The organism is Methylomonas sp. HW2-6 (assembly GCF_052474525.1).
This window is the reverse complement of record NZ_CP184124.1, coordinates 2,311,964-2,330,917: the sequence shown is the minus strand read 5'-3', so window position 1 is coordinate 2,330,917 and position 18,954 is coordinate 2,311,964. Positions and strand designations below refer to the sequence as shown.

The window sequence follows — 18,954 nt, the reverse complement described above, 5'->3', positions numbered from 1 at the left end:
ACTCTACTCCGCCGGATTGGCGCCGGCCTGACCGCGAATCGCGGCCTGCAAACCGGTCAGGCTGTCCTGGCTGACCTGAATCAAACCGCGGTGCGGCCGGTCCAAATCGAGAATGATGAACACTAACACCACGATCAAGCCGACCATGATATGGGTGACGAAAGAAGCGCGGTGGCCGGACAGGCCGGTGGCGTAACCGACGATAGCGCCGGTCATCAGGAAAGTAGCGTACAGTAGCAACAGCACGAATTCCGGTACGTGCCGGTTCATCTCGGCGTCGCGCTTGCCGAAATTGTCGATCATCTCGTTCAACGCCGGAATGAACAGGCCGGTCGTCACCGGGCTCGGTGCGACGGCGTTAGCCTGGCTGGCATATTCCCATAGTCTGGCCTGCATTCTGCCGGCTTCGGCGATCAAGGCGTGGCGCCGAGCCCGTTCGGTCAGATCGACGTTACCCGTCTGCACCCGCAAATCCAAGTAATCGCCTAGCAAGGCCAAGGTCTGCCCGCGGTGCGGTTCCGCCAGCAATTGCGCGCGCAAATAGGCGGTGCCGATTGCGTTGGCCTCGTCGACCACCGCCTCGCTACGGCTATCGTAACGCTGCAAAGACAACGAAAAAGTAAAACCCAACAACAGCGCCAGGATGCCGACCAGCGATGCCGAGGTCGCATTGACATGAGCCTTGAAGTCGTCGCGCACCGTCGGCATGATGCGCAGACCCACACGATATCCGATCTCTATCGCCAGCAACATCGACAATAACAACAACAATGCAATCAGCAGACTGCTGACGTCGTACATAATTTCTTGCATAAGCCCAAACCCGAAATGGCCGAAAGCCTTATTTATACAGCTTCGGCGCTATCCGTTCACGCTTTTGTCGGCCAGCGAGTTTCCCGCTGCCGCCGCCGCGATCAAGCCAGGTTAGCCGCAGCGGGATTCGACTGCGGCTACCACCTTCTCGGCCGGCTCAATCGCCTACCGTGTAGTCGCGCGCTTCCATCATGTTTTCCAGCATACCGAACAAGCGTTGCGGCGCAATCAAACAGCCCGGCGCCGGACCGCGCGGCAGGATTTCCAGCGTCACGTCCTGGCCGGCCGCGCGATTCAGGGTCTGATAGGTAAAATAGTCCACCGATTCCGGCACCGGCTGCAGCCCTTCCCAGTCGCCGTTGGCGGCAGCCTCGGCAAAGATTTTATACGGCCAAACCGGCAGCGTGTCCCGGCCGGCCACGTCGCGTAGCACCGGTTGCCCGGCGTCCTTCAGACACCAAACTTCGTCGGTCTCGAACACGCGGTACAAAAAATACTCCAGCAATTCGTCATCGGACATCTCGGGAACGGCAGCAATTTCGTCTGAGTGAGGTTCGTAGCGCATCGCAATATTCCAGGCAGTGAAAGATACCCCGAAACCAGCAAAAACCACACCAGATAGCAAGATCGTGCAGACCGGGTTTTACCGTGAGACCTAAACGGCTGGACCAGCCCAGCCGGCCTTGACGGTCGACAAAACCCAGCTCTCTTGTAGGAAATGCGACAAGACGATCCCGGCATGACCGGACCGCGTTTTGCGAAAAATAAATCGGCTTTCTTTCGCTGGCTCCGCCTGAAACGCCGCGGCCAACGGGCGTCGGCAAACTTTGCACCGGCCGTTTCCGGTCCCGCCGTACTCCGCGACCACGACGTGGCATGGCGCTTGCTCCGAGCCAATCGCACCCGAACAGTGTCGGAGCGGAGTCCAGCCAGGTCATTCCAGGCCGTTGGCGCGGGATGCACCGGTCGACGACATTCGGGCCCAACCTGCAATCCAACATACTTTTATGAGGTAAAGACCATGGCTGAGTTTTACGTCGAAATCAATGCTCAAGCAAACGGAGATCATCTGGTTCACAACGCGGCCTGCACCGTGCTGCCGGCCAAGGACAGCATTCGCTACTTGGGCTCTATCGCCAGTTGCGCCAGCGCGGTCAAAAAAGCCGCCGAATCGTTCCGCCAAGTTAACGGTTGCCCGCAGTGTGCCACGTCCTGCCACGTCGCTTGACCGCTCGCTTTGAAGCAGATTTTCAGCAGCCGGTTGCCGGCATCCCATTGGTACGTGCGGATGCTGTCGTCGGTGAGTTTGCCGTTGGCGTCGTAGCTACAGGCCACGCCGTTGGCGCTGCTGATCTGGTTGACGTTGTGACGGTCAGCTCGGTGCTGGCCGTCGGCATGGTGAGAGTGCTCGGGTTGTCGCTAGGGTCGTATTCGTAGCACACACAAAAAAAGGGGTCATATATGGTCCGCCCCGTATTGCAAGAAAAAATTCACCAGTAACATAAAGAAAATATTGCGCCCATATATCCGGCCTGTAATTGAGGATTAAACGACCTCGGGCCCTGATGGACTTCGCGCATTCCGACCTCATCAGGTCTTCGGCTTCTAAAGAGCCCTAGACCCCGTCAGGTTCTATGGAATGCAGGTGTTACCTTTTATGCCATCACTTGAACTTTATCTCCGCAATTCGTTGAAACGGTTGCCTATTTTGCCTGCTTTACATAGTCGTTACTGATAACTTGCTGTTCTTGCCGGTTTCGAATGGATCAAGGAGGAACGCAGGCGCTCGCGCCGAGTAGTCCTTGATCCACTCGAAACCGGCTCTACCCTTGGTGCAGGGTGCGAAGCCTTTCGTACCCTGCCTCCCGGCGAGGGCGGGGTAAGCCGCACGGCGCGGGGCGGCGCCCCGCTTGAGTGCTTCAAATAAATTCATAGCTTGTTCCCTCATGCGGCTGCCCGGTAGCCTTCTTTGTTGGTCAACAATGCCCAAGCAATTCGCGCATTCTTGTTGGCGACTGCCACGTTCGAAATGTTCTCGCCGCGTCGCTGCTTGATACTACAGATCCAACGGTTGCGCGTATCCTGATGCCGGTGTGCTATTCGCGAGACCGAACGTCCGCCGTGAATCAGCAACGTACGTAGATAGCTGTCGCCGCGCTTACTAATGCCTAACAGGGTCGATTTGCCGCCGGTGGAATATTGCTTCGGCACTAGGCCTAACCAGGCCGCTAACTCGCGCCCGCTTTTGAATACCTTGATGTCGCCAATGGCGGCAATCAACGCCGTTGCCGTTAACACGCCTATACCCGGAATGCTCAATAACCGCTGACAATCTTCGTTTTGTGTACAGATCGCAGCCAGTTTGCGTTCAATCGAAGCGATTTTTTCATCCAAATGGATTAGCTCTTGGTATAGCTCGTTGAGCAACTCCCGAAACAGCGGCGTTAACGTCTGATCGGCATCTTCGAGAATCACGGGTATCGCTTTTCTAACCTGGCCAATTCCTTTGGCTATCACCAAACCATACTCCAGCAACAGGCCCCGAATCTGATTGGCTTGCGCGGTTCGTCTGCCGACCAATTGGCTGCGAACCCGATGGAGGCTTTGGATATCTTGTTGTTCGATCTGTTTGACCGGCACGAAGTGCATGTTCGGTCTTTGCACGGCCTCGCAGATGGCTTCCGCATCGACCGCGTCGTTTTTGTTCGATTTCACATACGGTTTGACGAACTGAGGTGCCATCATGCGCACCTGATGACCGTATTGGGTGAATACTCTTACCCAATGATGCGCACCACCGCAGGCTTCGAGCCCGATTAGACAAGGCTCCAAGTTAGCAACAAAAGCGGTCAGTTGCGCGCGATTGAGCTTCTTGCTGATGACCTTCCGGCCGGCTTCATCTACACCGTATACATGGAAGCTTTGCTTGGCCAAGTCGATGCCTAATACCTTGATCTCTTTATTTTTTGTTTCTTTCATGATCTGCGCTAATTCAACTGTCATTTTAAAATGACTATCTTGGCCCACATGAGCCGGTTGGTGAAGTGGGGCGGACCATTCCATTAGGTCTAGAAACATAGCAAAACTTTTCAAGGATGCTTAATTGCTAGACCTGACCCCGTTCATTCCTGACGGTGCCGTTCTCCAGCAGGGCGGTCGGCCGGTTCAGGGCGTCGTAGCTGGCGGTGATGTAGAACGGGGTGGCTTCCAGCCAGGTGGTGCGGGTGCCGACCGGAATTAGCTAAAACAGCGGCGCAATGCCCGTTGGCTATTGCGTATATGGACTCCTCCCGTTTTGCAAGCATTTCCCCTGTTGGTTGATGGTACGACTGCACACGTATATCCGGCCTGTAAATGAGCGCAATTGGCTCGGGCCGTAATGGGCTGTTCGCGCGTTTGCTCCTTATCGCCCTATCGTGCTCTTGGGCACAGCGCAATAATCAGGTTTTGCAAACGCCGGTTCGACCGGCTGCCATCAGGGTCTAGCTCTGCAATCGGTTGGATTGCTCTTTTATCTCAATCGGTTTGGGCGTGACAGCTTGCTGTCATGCACAAGCCGATTCAGATGCCAGCCCGTTTTCAGTGGGCTGGTAATCCAGGCTCTTGGTTAATAACGCCCAGGCAATTCGGGCATTTTTATTCGCCAAGGCCACGGTGGCGATGTTTTTGTTACGCCGCTCGCTGAGACTTTGCAGCCAGCGGCTGCGTGGGTCGTCTTTTTGACTGGCGACTTTCAGGACGGCTCGCGCACCATGAATTAATAAGGTTCTCAAATAAGCATCACCACGCTTGCTAATCCCCAAGAGCCGTTCTTTGCCGCCACTGCTGTGCTGTCCGGGCGTCAAACCTAGCCAGGCCGCCATGTCACGACCTCGCTTGAATTGCTTGGCGTCGCCCACGCCACTGACCAAGGCGGTGGCGGTAATCGGGCCAATGCCGGGGATTTGTAGCAAACGCTTGGCGCCAGGATCGGTGTCGGCTTGTTGTTGAATCCGTTTGTCCAATGCCCTGACACGTTCATCAAGCGTCTGCAAGTCTTGACGAAGACCTGCTAGCAAGACTCTAAAGTCACTACTCAAGTGATTTTCGGCATCTTCCAATAAGTCTGGCAGCGCTTTTCGCAAGCATTCGATGCGTTGACCGACGACCATTCCGTATTCAGCCAGTAGACCGCGAATCTGATTGACCTTTTCGGTACGCTGACTCACCAGTTGGCTGCGTACCCGATGGGTGGCCTGTAAGTCTTGCTGCGCCAAACTCTTGATGGGAACGAAGCGCATACTCGGCCTCGATACCGCTTCCGCATCATTGGCGTCGTTTTTGTTGGCTTTGACATAGGGTTTAACAAATTGCGACGCAATCAATTTGACGGTGTGACCCAACTTTTGCAGTTCGCGAGCCCAATAGTGGGCGCTGCTACAGGCTTCCATACCGATTAGACAGGGCGGAATATCGCGAAAATAGCTCAGCATTTGCTCGCGCTTAAGCTTTTTCTTCAGCGCGGGTTGTTCGTGACTATCGACGCCATGTAATTGAAACACCTGTTTTGCTAAATCAAGGCCTATGCGTTTAATATTCATCTCGGACTCCTCCTCCGTTTGTTGGGTAACTCAATTTTACCCCTCTGGTACATCGATGCCGCTAGGTGGGAGGAGTCCATACCATTGCCTTACGGCCTTGCCATTCTGACCTACGCGGGCTGGCGCGGGATGCACCGGTCGACGACATTCGGGCCCAACCTGCAATCCAACATACTTTTATGAGGTAAAGACCATGGCTGAGTTTTACGTCGAAATCAATGCTCAAGCAAACGGAGATCATCTGGTTCACAACGCGGCCTGCACCCTGCTGCCGGCCAAGGACAGCATTCGCTACTTGGGATCTATCGCCAGTTGCGCCAGCGCGGTCAAAAAAGCCGCCGAATCGTTCCGCCAAGTTAACGGTTGCCCGCAGTGTGCCACGTCCTGCCACGTCGCTTGACCGTTCGCATTAACTGAAGCCGACGCCGGATTTCCCGGCAGCTCCGGCGGCCGGGAATCCTGGCGCACTCCGCGAGCCGGCGGCGGGCGCGCCCGATTGGCGGCGGCGCGTGTATTTCGCAGTCAACAGGGCTATACTCAGCTCTCCTAACAACGTAAGGAGATTGAGCATGAAAAAATTGGTTTCAATTCGGGCACTGACCGCCAGGATCAATCGGAAGTTGGCTAAGGAATCGAAGAAATTACAAAAATACCAGCCAAGGTTAATCAGCGACAATCCGCTGGTCGAATACGCGGTTGTCGATCTGAAAACAAACGCGATCTTGAACTTTCACATGGCCGGCGAAATTCAGGAATTCGCCCGAGAATTGGGTTGTTTGAGTTTTCTGGAAGACGTATCGCTTGAGGCCGAAGGCTTGGCGACCTAACGCCGGCCAGGCTTAACCGGACGGAAGCCAGACTTCCAACCCGAAGTGCCCAGGCCAAGCTTGGGCACTACCGCAAAATCCAATCCGCTAGCATCAAGCTCCTGCCTCAACGATCCGCTTGATCGCCGCCAGACCCTGTTCGAATTGGCCGCCCACCATCTTGTCGCAGTTCATCACCAGATTCATCGCCTTACCGACGAAATTGTTGCGCCCGGACATGGTCCAGGTCACGACGGTTTCGGTACCGGCGCTGTCAAAGCTGAATTCGGCAATATTGCTGGCTTTGAAGGGCTTTACAAAGTCCAGACTAAAGCGGATGAAGCTGTCCGGCCGGCTGTGGACGATGGTCATGCTGCCCTGCCCGACCTTATTGTTGCCCGACCAACGCATCGCCGCGCCGACGCCGGCGTCGGGGCCTTCGAAACTGTTTTGCGCATTCGAATCCAGCTTGGCCCAAGGCGACCAGGCATCCCATTTACGCAAATCGTTGACCTGGGCAAACACAAGCGATGCCGGTGCCGCCATCGCCAACGAACGGCTGACGCTGAAGCTATCCGGTTGGCGCGTGGCGATAAAGGCAAAAGCCGCCAACGCCACGGCGACCAGGATTAAGACGATTTCCAGCATAAAATTCTCCTCAGATTCTGTTTCGGGAATTCCTGACCAAGCCGCCGGCAACGCATCATCCATTCGCTTGCCGCCCGCTCGAGCCAGCGCCGAGCCGGTTGGGCGACAGGCGGTTTGCGGTTTTTTCCGCCGCTTACGCCAATCGCCTTATACCACGTCGTCCGCTCATCGTTGCCAGCGAGAAGCAAAGTCCGCCATCCTCTGGACTCCAACGGCCGATAATTCGGCGGATAGTCAACCGGCTTGCGTAAAGTGTTACTAAGAACCTTCGCTGGCGGCTCCGGATTGGCCGCCAACCCACGCCGCCGCCGGATCATCCAGGCGGTTGCCGTAATCGTGATTTCCACAGCAAACGACCGATGAAGTAGAAAGTTCAGCCACCACGGCTGATAAACCCGATCCACCAAGCTCAGAGAATACGGCTTCAATACGAACGGCGCCAGCCAGTAAATATTGCTGGCGATGTAATCCAGCACCATGTGCAGGAAGCCGTTGCCGGCAAATACCAAAGCCAGCATCGGCAGGCGCCGGTCCGCGCTACGCCGGTAATAAACCGCGGCCGCCGCCACCAGCAACAGCCAAGTCAGCGGAAAATGGCTGAAATAACTGTGGTGCGGGTGCATGCCGCCGTCCACCAGATAAAAGTAAATCATGTCGAAATCCGGCGCCACCGCACCCAACATGCCGCAGCGCAGATAGGTTTTACAATCGACTTGCTGCCCGCGAACCAATGGAAAAGTCAGTACCGAAACAATGTAGCCGGCCGGTAAATGGGCGATCAGCATGATTCCCTCCCGCTTGCACCGGCGCCGGTTTCGGCCAACCCGTACCAATCCAGCTTGCGCGTCGCCAGCATCGCGATGCTCAACACCGCAAACAACAGCAACGAACCCAGCATCAACGCGTTATCTTCCGATTCCAGCAAGCCGTACAGGCTGGCGAACAAGGCCGCCAACAACACGCCGGCCGCGGTGCCGCGCGCCGCGCTGAGCAACACCGCGCTCAGATAGACCGCAATCAGCAAAACGCAAGCTCCGCTGGCCAGGCAATACGCCGCAGCGAACGGCAAATGCTCCGACAGGCTGAGCAGCAACAAAAAGAACATCGCCAAGGCCAGCCCGACCAAGGCATATTGGGCCGGATGGATCGCCAGTTTTTTCAGGAGCTCGAACAGAAAAATCGCGGCGAAGGTCAGACACACGAATAAAAAGCCGTACTTGGCGGCGCGATCGGACAAGGAATAAACGTTGATCGGTTCGATCAGGCGCACACCGAAACTGTCGTAGCTGGCGATATGGCGTACCCCGCCCAGATTGCGGCCGACATTCGAAGCCAAAGCATCCACGCTCCAGGCCGCGCGGAACCCGTCGGTGCCGGTCTGCTGACTGCTCGGGTCCGGCAAAAACCGGCCGAAAAAGCTGGGATGCTGCCAGGTCGAGGCCAGCTCGACTTGGGTATGTTTGCCGGCCGGGACGAATTCCAGCGCTTCGATGCCGCGCAGCTTCAAATCGAAGCCGAACGGGATCGAAATCGGGCCGAATTCGACCGGCATCGGCTCCAGATTAGCATGCATGCCGCTGGCATCCTCCAGCGGCAAATTCGAACCTTGTTCGAAGGCATAGGTTTTGCCGGCCCACTCCACGCCCGGCGCTGCCAACACCCCACGCATATCCGACAAGGCAATGCCGATATAAGGCGTACCGAATTGGATGCGGCCGCCGTGCAACGGCGGCGGATTGCCGTAGCCGCCGGGCAGTTTGATCTCGCCTTTGCCGGACAGATTCACTACGTAAGAACGGACCTCGAACAGGCCGCGACGCTTGGTCTCGGTGGCCAGCTCGCCGGTCAGGCGCAATTGCTCGGGTAGAAAATGCAAATAGCGCAGCTCGCTACGTTGCAGCACCTCGCGCACCGCGGTGCGGTCGCGGATGGTTTCGGAGACTTCGCTCCAAATTTCGTGATAAGGCACCACCAATACCGGACCGAACAGCTTTTGCGGGCCGGCCGAGCTGGCGGCGATATCGTTTACCGCCTGCAACTGCCGGTTCTCGCGTTCGTTCGCCAGGTCCTTGACCATGCCGATCGGGATCAATAACAGCAGCGTCAGTACCGCCATTGCCGCCGCTTTTTGCCAAAGTTTGTTTCGCATCGTCGTTCTCCACAGGTTTGAATACGCGACCTAGCATGGGCCCAAGCGGTGAAACCTTGATGTGGGGATCGTGAAGCGGAGGTGAAGTCTGCTGACTTTCGGGATTTAGCCGGTTAAATTCGTCCCTGGCCGGACCAGCCAAATCCTTATGGCCGGCCCGGCATCGGCTTTTGGCTGCGTCCGCTCGATGGCGCAGCCGAAAACCGCTCCCTTACTCAAACTCGCGCCGCTAATCGGCGGAACAGACCCAGCCTTGAATGCAGGCTTCCATGCAGGCCGGGGTAGAGGTGAACAAACAGAATTTTTCGATCGGGTTCAGATCCGGCACCGCATTCAAATCGGCGACGATGGTGTTTAATGCATCCAGCCGCCCCAGGCTGCGGGTCCGTTCCCGGCTGTAATATTCGGTATTGGGCAGATTGTTGATACACGCCTTTAATTCCGCAGGCGTCGACGCGCTAAGCACGCAACTGCGTTCGTACCGGGTAATGGTCGGCAGCCGGCCGAATAGTTTGGCGATGTCGGCCGGCGCCGAAACCGCGGCGGCACTGGCGCATACGCCGCATACAAGCAACAGATAAGTTATCCAAGTCTTCATTTCGTGTGTCCTCGGTTGCGGTCCGGGGCGGAAGCGACACCCGGACCGGTTCTGATCAGGAACTTGCCCCCTTCGGGCAAGGCTTCCGCTCCGGAACCTGCTACGCTGCCTGCGATACCGCCCCGCAGCGGCCGCGCTGGGCCAGGGCCTGCAAATCGATCACCCGGTCCACCGAGGCGATGGTCTCCGGGCGGTGAGCGATGATGATGCGGGTCAGCTTCAATTGCTGAATCGCGCCGTTGACCAAGCGCTCCCGCGCCACGTCCAGATGGCTGGTGGCCTCGTCCAAAACCAGAATCTTCGGCCGTTTGTACAAGGCCCGCGCCAGCAGCACCCGTTGTTTCTGGCCGCCGGACAATACCGTGCCCATGTCGCCGATCAACGTGTTGTAAGCCATCGGCATCGCCACGATGTCCTGGTGTACCGCCGCCAGTTGGGCGCAAGTTTCGATCCAGGCCTGGTCCGGTTCCGGGTCGAAGAAACAGATGTTGTCGGCGATCGAACCGGCGAAGAGTTGGTCTTCCTGCATCACCGCCGCGACCATGTCCCGATAATCGCGATTGTCGATTTGCGGCAAGCGCACGCCGCCGACCAATATTTCGCCCGAGCTCGGCTGCAACAGGCCGAGAATCAACTTGGCCAGCGTGGTCTTGCCGTATCCGGACGGACCGACGATGGCCACCGATTCGCCGGCCTGGATGTCCAGACTCAGATTGCTGATCACCGCCGGTTCCGACGGCGCATAGCTGAACTCCAGATCGCGGATTTGCAGCGAGGCCGGCAAGTCGCGCTGGCCGCAGCCCAAGCCGGTGCGCTCGGTGTCGGCCAGGGCGATATCGGCCACCCGCTCGGTGTGCAGGCCCAGCATTTTGAATTCGATGCTTTTCTCGATGAAGCTGCCGACCCGATGGGTGAATTGGTCCTTGAACGACATGAAGGCAAACAGCATCCCCACCGAAAAGCCGCCGTCCAGAATGAACAGCGCACCGAGCCAGACCACGGCGATGTTTTCCAGGCCGAACAACAGGCTGTTCAGCGCCTTGTAGACGATGCCCAGCTTTTGCACGCGAATGCCGGCGTTGAAATGGTCCACCATCAGATTCTGGTAACCGACCTTGCGTTGCAACTCGCGGTTGAACAACTTCACGCTCTGCATACCGCGCACGGTTTCCAGCAGATTGGTCTGCTGTTTGGCGCCGCGCAGGATTTGTTCCTCGGTCGCCAGCCGCAACGGCGTGAACAGGCCCAACCTCAATAAACCGTATAACGCGGCCGCCAGGCAGACGATGGCGGCCAGTTTCCAGCTATAGATCAGCATCATCGCCAGCGTGGCCAGCGCCATTGCGCCGTCGACGATGGCTTCCAGGAAGCTGGTGGTTAGCGTGCGTTGGATCACGTGCAACGATTCGAAGCGGGAGACGATGTCGCCGAGATGGCGTTTTTCGAAAAAACTCATCGGCAACTGCAGTAAATGGCCGAACAGATTGCTCAGCAATTGCAGATTGGCCGAGGTGCTCAAGACCAGGACCACCCAGGAGCGCAATGCGGTAATCGCGGTCTGGATCAGAAACAGCAACAAAAAGCCCAAGCCCAGCACCGTCAGCAGGTTGTCGTCGCGGGCCACGACCGCGTTATCGACCACCAATTGCATAAAAAAAGGCGCGACGATGGCAAACACTTCAATGGCCGCAGCCAATAAAACGATTTGCCAGATCGCGCCGGCGGCCCCATCCAACTGGCCAATCAGGCGGGAGAGCTTGATTTGTTGACGTTCGGTTTTCGGCGTAAAGCTTTGGGTCGGCATCAGTTCCAAAGCGATGCCGGTGAAATGTTTGGAGATTTCGCTAAACGGCAGATTCAGCACGCCTTTGGCCGGATCGTGTATTGTCGCCAGGCCGCGCTTGACCTGGGCCAGCACCACGAAGTGGTTGAAATCCCAATGCAGGATCGCCGGCAGGCTCAGCTTGCTCAGCTCCGGCAAATCGACTTTGACCGGGCGCGAGGCCAGATGCAACTGGTCGGCGATGCGGATCAAATGGTTCAAGGTCGAGCCTTTCAAGGACACCGAAAACTTGCGACGCAAACTGGCGACGTCGAGCCGGTGGCCGTGGTAGGAAGCCACCATCGCCAGACAGGCCAGCCCGCATTCGGCGGCTTCGGTTTGCAGAATCGACGGCGTTTTCTTGCGGCCGGAAAAATCCAGCATGGCTTGTATGCTCATGGTTACACCCGTCCGGCAATGCTATAAAGCGGTTCGAAAATCCAGTCGATCAAACGGCGGTGGTCCAGCCAGATGTCGGCATCCAGCAACATGCCGGACTGCAACGGGATCTCCTGGCGATAGGCCTGCACCGACTGTTTATCCAGCACGACCGTGACCCGGTAAACCGCTTCCTGCAAGGTCACCGGCAAATCGGCGTCCTTCGGCGTGATCAGCGTTTTGGCGATCTCGACGATGCGCCCCCGGTGACTGCCGAAACGCTGGTACGGAAAGGCCTGATAACGGATCGCCACGGTTTGGCCGGTCTCGACGAAGCCGACCGCGCTGGACGGCACCAGGAGTTGCGCCTGCAATTGAGCCCCGGCCGGCAAGATCGACAATAACGGATTGGCGGTGCCGGCATTTTGGCCCTGTTCGGCCAGAATCGCGGTCGCGGTGCCGTCGTGCGGCGCGGTGATGACGATGTTGCGCCGGGATTCGGATTCGGTGATGTTCTGGGTCAGGGTCGAGATGTTGCGCTCGATTGCCGCCCGCTGGTTTCTGAACTTCATCTGGCTGCCGTCCACTTCCAACTGGGTGGCGCGAATGTCGCGCTGCAACGTCATTTGGATGCGTTGCAAGGCCTGCAATTTGGCTTGGTGATCCAGCCATTCGTCCTGTTTTTGCTGGGCCTGTACCGCCGAGACGAATTTAGTTTGGAGCAACTGCTGGTAGCGCTGCAACGTCGCTTCGGCGCCGGCCAGGCGTTGTTGTTGTGTGGCGATCTCGCTGTTGACTTGCTGCAGTTCGCGTTGCATGCCTTGCCAGCGGTCCAGCAAGGCGCGGTATTGAATTTGGTCGATTTGTTCCTGCTTGCTCAACTCGGTTTCCAGGCTTTCCCGGCGCTGCTTGAGCTGTTCGATTGCGGCGGCCTGGGCCTGCGGCGTGTCGCGGGAACTGCTGTCGGTGGACAACACGAACAAGGTATCGCCGGCTTTTACGGTTTGGCCTTCCTTGACGTGTTTTTCGATCAGGGTGCCGGCTTGCGGCGGGTAAACCTTGATCAAACCCATGCTCGGCGCCAAATAACCGCTGACATGGGATTTGCGGGTGTATTCGCCCCAGAAGGCGAAGGCGATCAGCAGCACCGCGCTGCTAACCGCCAATGCGGTAAGTAAGGAAAACGGCAAAGCTTCCACCCGTATCACCTCGCCCAAAGGCTTGTCTCTTTTGTAATCCAAGGCTTGTTGTCGAAATAATGCCGGTTTCATGCTGCCGTTCTCCTCTCACCTGTGCTGTGTTAAAGACCAAAGCGCTCAGATAACGCCGTAATCGGCCGCCAGCCGCATCTCGTCGCTGGGTTTGAGGTTATTGGTCACCACTTGCGGACATCTGAAACAAGCCGCCTTCCCCTCCTGGTTCCACCAGCGGCAATCGGCCCGAATCGCGCACACCGGCAATTGCTCGGTAACCGACGGCGTAAAGCGCACGACTTTTTCGGCCAAGCGACATTTCGATTCTTCGGCGGCAAAATGGCCGCATCCGCTGCAGGCGCAAGGCGCGGAGAAACGAAACACTTCGGCCGGCGTCAGCGGGCCGGCCATGGCCAGCACGTGTTCGGTGACCGGTTGCGGCGTATTCAGATAAGCCATTTCCGGCCGCTCCGGGGTGCCGGCCATCACGCCGATGACTTGGGCTCCCTCCCACTCCGGCTGCGCGCTGGGGCATAACACTGCGTTATCCGTGGCCATGGTCGCTCAACCCAGCCGGGTTGCTCCTTGGATACCGGCCGCCAAGCCGCCGGCGGGGTTGGTGGCTAGGCCGTTGACGGCTTTGAATTGGTCGAACCTTGGGCCGCCGGCGATGATGCCTTTGCTCAGCACCAGACTGACCGAGGCGCCACCGCTGACTTGCTCCAGCTCGGCGGCGCTCAATTCGGTGCCGGCCTCGGCGCGGGCCTGCAATGCGCGTTGCTTGCCTTGTTCGGCGAAAGCGGATAAGTCGTCGGCGGAAATCCGGGTAGTTTTATTTGACATGATTTTTCTCCAGACTACGGTTGGAAAATCCCTAGCGCGCCAGAACGTTCTGGGCCAAGGTTTTAACGTTGATCACGCTGGCGCCCGGATTGATCACCGGCCAGAATTTGCGCGGAAACTGGCTCAAGTCGCCTTCCGGGCCGATCAGGCCGCCGGCTACCTGGGCTTGCTCCTGTGAGGTCAAGACTTGCAAGTCTTGGGTAAATGCGGGTTGTTTTGACATTTTCTTGCTCCTTAAGACAGAACACACCGGACCGAATCGGTCGCGGACGAAACGCGGAGCGGAAACAGCCGACCAGCGACCGTAACTCCGCCATTCCCCGTCGCAGGCCAGGCCGTGGACAGGTGCCGATACAGTAGCCAAGGCGGCTGGTGCCGGGCAGTGACAAATTGCACGGCCGATGTGTGGAGTTGTTAACCTGGGTATTCTCGGCGCTAGGTAAGCGGATTGATTCGGCTACAGCTCGCCTGGTTTTGGCGAAAATCCGCTAAGCGGCCCAGTTCAGCGTCAGCACCTCCAGCGCCATTTTCGACAGCTCGCTACGGCGGCGGCGTTAGCTTAGCGGGACAAAAAAAACAGCGCCGCGACTTGATTCACCGGAGATATGTGAAATACTTCACAGGACAAAGCGCTACGGTGCCGGCGCATTTGCGCGGTAAGCCCCGGCCGACTCGGTTTTTCACCCGGCACCGCTGCCCAAACTAAACCCATGGCCGTTTGCTGGAATTCACCGTTAAGGCCTGCTACCGCCCGTCAACCAAACATCAGAAAATGTAAAAACGCCGTTATGCAATCCGAAGTTCTCGCTTGTCTCAACCAAATCCCGTTTTTGGCCGGCATGCCGGAAGAAGCGCTCAGCGCGCTGGCCTCGCGGGCCAAAGTCGTCAAATTCCCCAAGAAAGCCCTGATCATCTCCGAAGGCGACGATACCTGCTCGATGTATATCGTGTTGTCCGGCAAAGTCCGGGTGTTCAGCAGTAACGAAAAGGACAAGGAAGTGACTTTGCTGATTCAGGAAGCCGGTTCCTACTTCGGCGAACTCGCCTTACTCAGCAACGAGCCGCGTTCGGCCGGCGTCGAAGCCATGGACAAGACGGTTTGCGGGGTCATTTGCAAGGCCGACTTCATCCACTGGCTGAAACAATACCCGGACGCCGCGATCGAGCTGCTTGGGGTGTTGGCGGAAAAAGTGCGGGCGTTGACCGAGAAAGTCAAACAGATGGCGCTGTCCAACGTCTACGAACGCACCATCAAGATATTGCAGGACATGGCCGAAAAGGACGGAGACATTTACGTGATCCACAACCGGCCGACCCAGCAGGAACTGGCGACCATGGTCGGCTCGTCACGGGAAATGATCAATAAAGTAATGAAGGAATTGACCAAGGGCGGCTACGTCAGCGTAGACGATAAAACGCTGCGCATCCTGCACACCCCGCCGGCATCCTGGTAGCCGGCAAACTCGCCGTTCAGTCCCCGTTAATCTGGCCGCAAGCCGGAACTTGATCCGCTTCCAAACAGCGTAACCACACCGGCGGCGAGTTAATTATTACCTTGATAATGTGACCACTTCGACTATATTGCAAAGAAAACGCCACCTTGGAGAAATAATGCGTTGTCTTGTGATTTGGCTCATGTTTTTATTTTCGCAGTTATGTTCTGCGGAAACAGCCGCCTTCGCGGCGTGCAGCCAATCGGCATCGGCCACCTTAGTCTCGCTGCAGGGCAGCCTTTATTTCGATCCCGACGGCCACGGCCGCTGGCAAGCGGCGCAATTGAACCAAGCGCTTTGCGAAGGCAGCCGGGTCCGGGTCGAAACCGATAGCCGCGCCAGCTTGCTATTGCCGAGCGGCATTACCTTACGTTTGAGCGGCGGCTCGGTCTTAACGCTAAATCGTATCGGTCAGCAAAGCCCCACGCTGTTGGACATGGCAAAAGGCTTCATCCATTTCATCAGCCGCACCCCAAAACAACTGCAAATTACCACGCCGGTGGCAAACGCCGGCCCGGAAGGTACCGAATTCGCATTACAAGCAGACTCGGCGACGGCTTCGCTGTGGGTCTACGAGGGCGGCGTACGCTTTTTCAACGCTCAAGGCGAAATTCGCCTGCACCCCGGCGAAGCGGGGCAAACCCAGCTCGGGCAAGCGCCGCGAGCGCAGCTGGACATCAAACCGCGCGACGCCGTGAATTGGGCGCTCTACTATCCGCCGTTGCTGGATTATCCCAGTCACACTCAGCCGGTCGAGCCGGGTTTAAGCGCGGCAATTGCCGACTTTCGCCGCGGCCGAACCGACCTGGCATTAACAGCCTTATCGGCGTTGACCCCGGCGCAGCAAACCCCGCAGTTCTTGAAAGCCCGCGGCGCCATGCGTCTCAGCGTCGGTCAGACCGATGCCGCGCTACAGGACATCAACACCTTATTGGCAGCCAACCCGCGCGACGCCGACGCCCTGTCCTTGCAAGCCATTCTGGCGCTAAGCCAAAACCGCAAAGCCGAAGCCGACCGTCTGGCCTCCCAGGCGGTGGCCGCCGATGGCGGTTCGGCCGCAGCGCATTCGGCCCTGTCTTACGTGCAACAAGGCCGCTTCGAGCTGGAACCGGCCCTGGCATCCGCCGCGCGCGCCGCGGAACTGGCGCCGCACGATGCCCTGGTCTGGGCCCGGCTGGCCGAATTGCAACTGGCGCTGGGCCGGCGCGGTGAGAGCCGAGACTCCGCCGCCAAGGCCTTCCAGCTCGATCCGAATCTGGAACGTACCCAGACGGTGGCCGGTTTCTCGCACCTGTTCGATACCGAAATCGATCAAGCCCGCCGCAGCTTCGAAACCGCAATCCGCTTGGATTCCAGCTCGCCACTGGCGCGGCTGGGTTTGGGACTGGCGAAAATCCGCGACGGCGACCTGGAACAAGGCCGCCAGGAACTGGAAATCGCAGCGGTACTCGACCCGGAAAACGCACTGATCCGCAGCTACCTGGGCAAAGCCTATTACGAAGAACGCCGCGACAGCCTGGCCGCCGACCAGCTTGAACTGGCCAAGGAACGCGACCCGAACGATCCGACCCCCTATTTTTACGACGCCATCCGCAAACAAACCACCAATCGGCCGATCGAGGCCTTGGCGGATATGCAGCAAGCGGTCGAACTCAACGACAAACGCGGGGTTTACCGCTCCAAGTTATTGCTGGACGAAGACGCAGCCGCCCGCTCCGCGAACTTGGCCAGAATTTATAACGACCTGGGATTTGGCAGAGTAGCGTTGAAGCAAGCCTGGAATGCGTTGGACTACCATTCGGCCGATCCGACCGCACACCGCTTCCTGGCGGACGCTTACCAGGGCCTGCCCGGCCAGCGAGTAGCCAGAGCCAGCGAGTTGTTGCAAGCCCAATTGCTGCAGCCGATCAACATCACCCCGGTGCAACCGCAACTGACTAACGAAAACATCGGCATCCTGAACAACACCGGCCCCGGTAGCCTATCGGTCAACGAATACGATCCGCTGTACACCGCCAACGGTGCGCACATCGTCCTGAACGGCGCCTACGGTAGCCGCGACACCAAGACCGACAGCGCCATCGTTTCCGGCGTTTACAACAATCTGTCGATGAGCCTGGGCCAATTCCATTACCAAACCGACGGCTTTCGCCAAAACGACGACTACCAGCAAAACATCTACGATGCGTTTGCCCAGTATGCTTTCAATCGCGACATTAGCGTACAAATTGAATTGAAATCTGAAAATGTCAGAGCCGGCGACGTGCCAATGCGTTTAAACGGATCCCATGATGAAACCCTTAGGCAGTTCATAAAGCAAGACACTGCTAGGATCGGAAGCCACTTTAGAATCGATGCTGAACAAGATGTCATCGCATCCGGTTTTTACACTTCGCGTAGAGATGTCACAACCAATAAAATCACTTTTATCGATTCGTTGGATGATCTAAATAGCTTTATCCGGGACTTTTCGACCGGTACCAAAAGCGAAGGCTATCAGACAGAATTACAATATTTATTCCACCCCGAAAATTTCGATCTAACTGTTGGCGTCGGTTATTTAAATATGGAAAACCGATTCAAATTTAGCGACGACATAAACTTTTTTGCCCCTCCACCTTTTCTAATAAATGCATTGACCAGGCAATTGGCGGACACAGATCATTTCAATGGTTACATGTATTCGCGGAACCAATTGATTCCTGGGGTTGTGACTACTTTGGGACTATCCTTCGACTCTGTAAATAATCAAATCAGCAGTTTCGACTCCATTCGACAATTTTCAGATGGAACTTCCGAGCCTTTCCAACCATTTCCAAACTTGGTCAAACGCCAACAATTTAACCCGAAGTTCGGTATTACTTGGAATCCCTCAGAAAATTTAACATTACGCGGTGCAGCGTTCAGGACTCTAAACCGTAGACTGGCCGCAAACCAGACAATAGAACCCACCCAAATTGCTGGATTCAACCAATTTTTTGACGAAAATAACAGTGCAGACGCTTGGCGCTACGGCTTTGGGATTGACTATCGAGCTGCAAGGAACATTTTTTTAGGAGGGGAAGTCAGTTGGCGCGATAGTAATCAACCGTTTGTTAGTAGAGGGATTGTCGCCAACCAAGCTCGAAACGAGTCCGCACATCTGGCTTATATATACTGGACTGTTGCCGAATGGGCTGCGCTCAAGACCGAATACCGCTACGAAACAATCGATCGTAGTTTTGTTGCAGGTAGTGCATCTACCAATTTTCCGCAAAGCATAGGCACGCACTTAATACCTGTTTCTTTGAATTTATTCCATTCGAGTGGTTTGTTCGGCAAAATAAGCGGCACATACGTCAACCAGCATACCGCAGAGGTGACGAATTCATTAGTTACACCGCTACGATACCGAAGTGAGGATTTTTGGACATTCGATACGTCAATAGGATATCGTTTTCCGAAAAGGTTCGGGACCATCAATTTTGAGATAAGGAACTTATTTGACAACAAATTTAATTACCAGAGTAATTTTGATGCCAGCGGACCACAACTCAGTCCTTACGTCCCAGAAAGACAACTTTTCGTAAAGCTAAGCCTGTTTTATTAAACGAGTAAGGCGAGGCATTTTTGATAATAACGAGGAAAATGA

At 56.6% G+C, this 18,954-nt stretch carries 18 protein-coding genes; 5 read left to right on the top strand and 13 right to left on the bottom strand.

From position 1 onward, the window contains the following. Window positions 1–3: 3 nt before the first annotated feature. Window positions 4–813, bottom strand: a complete 810-nt coding sequence (locus ACH518_RS11725; RefSeq protein WP_445370206.1) for a bestrophin-like domain — start codon at window positions 811–813, stop codon at window positions 4–6. 157 nt (window positions 814–970) lie between these two features. Beyond that, a complete protein-coding gene (locus tag ACH518_RS11720; RefSeq protein ID WP_445370205.1) occupies window positions 971–1,378 on the bottom strand; it encodes a DUF2750 domain-containing protein in 408 nt (135 codons plus the stop codon). Window positions 1,379–1,834: 456 nt separating this feature from the next. On the opposite strand from ACH518_RS11720, the gene ACH518_RS11715 reads away from it, so the two are divergent. Then, window positions 1,835–2,041, top strand: coding sequence for a hypothetical protein (locus ACH518_RS11715; protein ID WP_445370204.1), 207 nt, complete (start codon window positions 1,835–1,837; stop codon window positions 2,039–2,041). Between the two features lie 716 nt (window positions 2,042–2,757). On the opposite strand, the gene ACH518_RS11710 is transcribed toward ACH518_RS11715, so the two are convergent. Both ACH518_RS11710 and ACH518_RS11705 read right to left on the bottom strand, forming a co-directional pair. After that, window positions 2,758–3,792, bottom strand: coding sequence for an IS110 family transposase (locus ACH518_RS11710; RefSeq protein WP_445372994.1), 1,035 nt, complete (start codon window positions 3,790–3,792; stop codon window positions 2,758–2,760). 566 nt (window positions 3,793–4,358) lie between these two features. Then, the gene (locus tag ACH518_RS11705; RefSeq protein ID WP_445370203.1) at window positions 4,359–5,393 is read right to left on the bottom strand and encodes an IS110 family transposase; all 1,035 of its coding nucleotides are present in this window, start codon (window positions 5,391–5,393) and stop codon (window positions 4,359–4,361) included. 193 nt (window positions 5,394–5,586) lie between these two features. Here ACH518_RS11705 and ACH518_RS11700 point away from each other — a divergent pair, with 193 nt between their 5' ends. Together ACH518_RS11700 and ACH518_RS11695 are read left to right on the top strand one after the other, a co-directional pair. After that, window positions 5,587–5,793 (top strand): hypothetical protein, encoded by a 207-nt coding sequence (locus ACH518_RS11700; RefSeq protein WP_140912280.1) that lies wholly within the window; start codon window positions 5,587–5,589, stop codon window positions 5,791–5,793. Between the two features lie 169 nt (window positions 5,794–5,962). Continuing rightward, window positions 5,963–6,220 carry a hypothetical protein gene (locus tag ACH518_RS11695; protein WP_140912281.1) on the top strand — a complete coding sequence of 86 codons (258 nt, stop codon included), beginning with the start codon at window positions 5,963–5,965 and terminating at the stop codon, window positions 6,218–6,220. A 93-nt stretch (window positions 6,221–6,313) separates the two neighbouring features. On the opposite strand, the gene ACH518_RS11690 is transcribed toward ACH518_RS11695, so the two are convergent. From ACH518_RS11690 to ACH518_RS11650, 9 genes are all read right to left on the bottom strand, one after another. After that, window positions 6,314–6,847, bottom strand: a complete 534-nt coding sequence (locus tag ACH518_RS11690; RefSeq protein ID WP_445370202.1) for an SRPBCC family protein — start codon at window positions 6,845–6,847, stop codon at window positions 6,314–6,316. Further along, complete coding sequence (locus tag ACH518_RS11685; RefSeq protein WP_445370201.1) at window positions 6,829–7,632, bottom strand: metal-dependent hydrolase; 804 nt, start codon at window positions 7,630–7,632, stop codon at window positions 6,829–6,831. The genes ACH518_RS11690 and ACH518_RS11685 overlap by 19 nt, the downstream gene beginning before the upstream one ends. Beyond that, window positions 7,626–8,996, bottom strand: coding sequence for a cell envelope integrity protein CreD (gene creD, locus ACH518_RS11680; RefSeq protein ID WP_445370200.1), 1,371 nt, complete (start codon window positions 8,994–8,996; stop codon window positions 7,626–7,628). The genes ACH518_RS11685 and creD overlap by 7 nt, the downstream gene beginning before the upstream one ends. 229 nt (window positions 8,997–9,225) lie before the next feature. Continuing rightward, window positions 9,226–9,594 carry a hypothetical protein gene (locus ACH518_RS11675; RefSeq protein ID WP_445370199.1) on the bottom strand — a complete coding sequence of 123 codons (369 nt, stop codon included), beginning with the start codon at window positions 9,592–9,594 and terminating at the stop codon, window positions 9,226–9,228. A 100-nt stretch (window positions 9,595–9,694) separates the two neighbouring features. After that, window positions 9,695–11,815, bottom strand: coding sequence for a peptidase domain-containing ABC transporter (locus ACH518_RS11670; protein WP_445370198.1), 2,121 nt, complete (start codon window positions 11,813–11,815; stop codon window positions 9,695–9,697). Window positions 11,816–11,817: 2 nt separating this feature from the next. Next, window positions 11,818–13,065 (bottom strand): HlyD family secretion protein, encoded by a 1,248-nt coding sequence (locus ACH518_RS11665; RefSeq protein WP_140912286.1) that lies wholly within the window; start codon window positions 13,063–13,065, stop codon window positions 11,818–11,820. A 45-nt stretch (window positions 13,066–13,110) separates the two neighbouring features. Then, entirely contained in the window at window positions 13,111–13,545 is a 435-nt protein-coding gene (locus ACH518_RS11660) for a nitrogen fixation protein (RefSeq protein WP_445370197.1), read from the bottom strand. Between the two features lie 6 nt (window positions 13,546–13,551). Beyond that, window positions 13,552–13,830 carry a hypothetical protein gene (locus ACH518_RS11655; protein ID WP_445370196.1) on the bottom strand — a complete coding sequence of 93 codons (279 nt, stop codon included), beginning with the start codon at window positions 13,828–13,830 and terminating at the stop codon, window positions 13,552–13,554. Window positions 13,831–13,861: 31 nt separating this feature from the next. After that, complete coding sequence (locus ACH518_RS11650; protein ID WP_445370195.1) at window positions 13,862–14,053, bottom strand: hypothetical protein; 192 nt, start codon at window positions 14,051–14,053, stop codon at window positions 13,862–13,864. A gap of 565 nt (window positions 14,054–14,618) precedes the next feature. Here ACH518_RS11650 and ACH518_RS11645 point away from each other — a divergent pair. Both ACH518_RS11645 and ACH518_RS11640 read left to right on the top strand, forming a co-directional pair. Further along, on the top strand, window positions 14,619–15,284 hold the full coding sequence (locus ACH518_RS11645; protein ID WP_140912290.1) for a Crp/Fnr family transcriptional regulator: 666 nt from the start codon (window positions 14,619–14,621) through the stop codon (window positions 15,282–15,284). A 181-nt stretch (window positions 15,285–15,465) separates the two neighbouring features. Further along, window positions 15,466–18,912: a FecR domain-containing protein gene (locus tag ACH518_RS11640; RefSeq protein ID WP_445370194.1), complete on the top strand. Its 3,447-nt coding sequence runs from the start codon at window positions 15,466–15,468 to the stop codon at window positions 18,910–18,912. The last annotated feature ends 42 nt before the right edge of the window (window positions 18,913–18,954 follow it).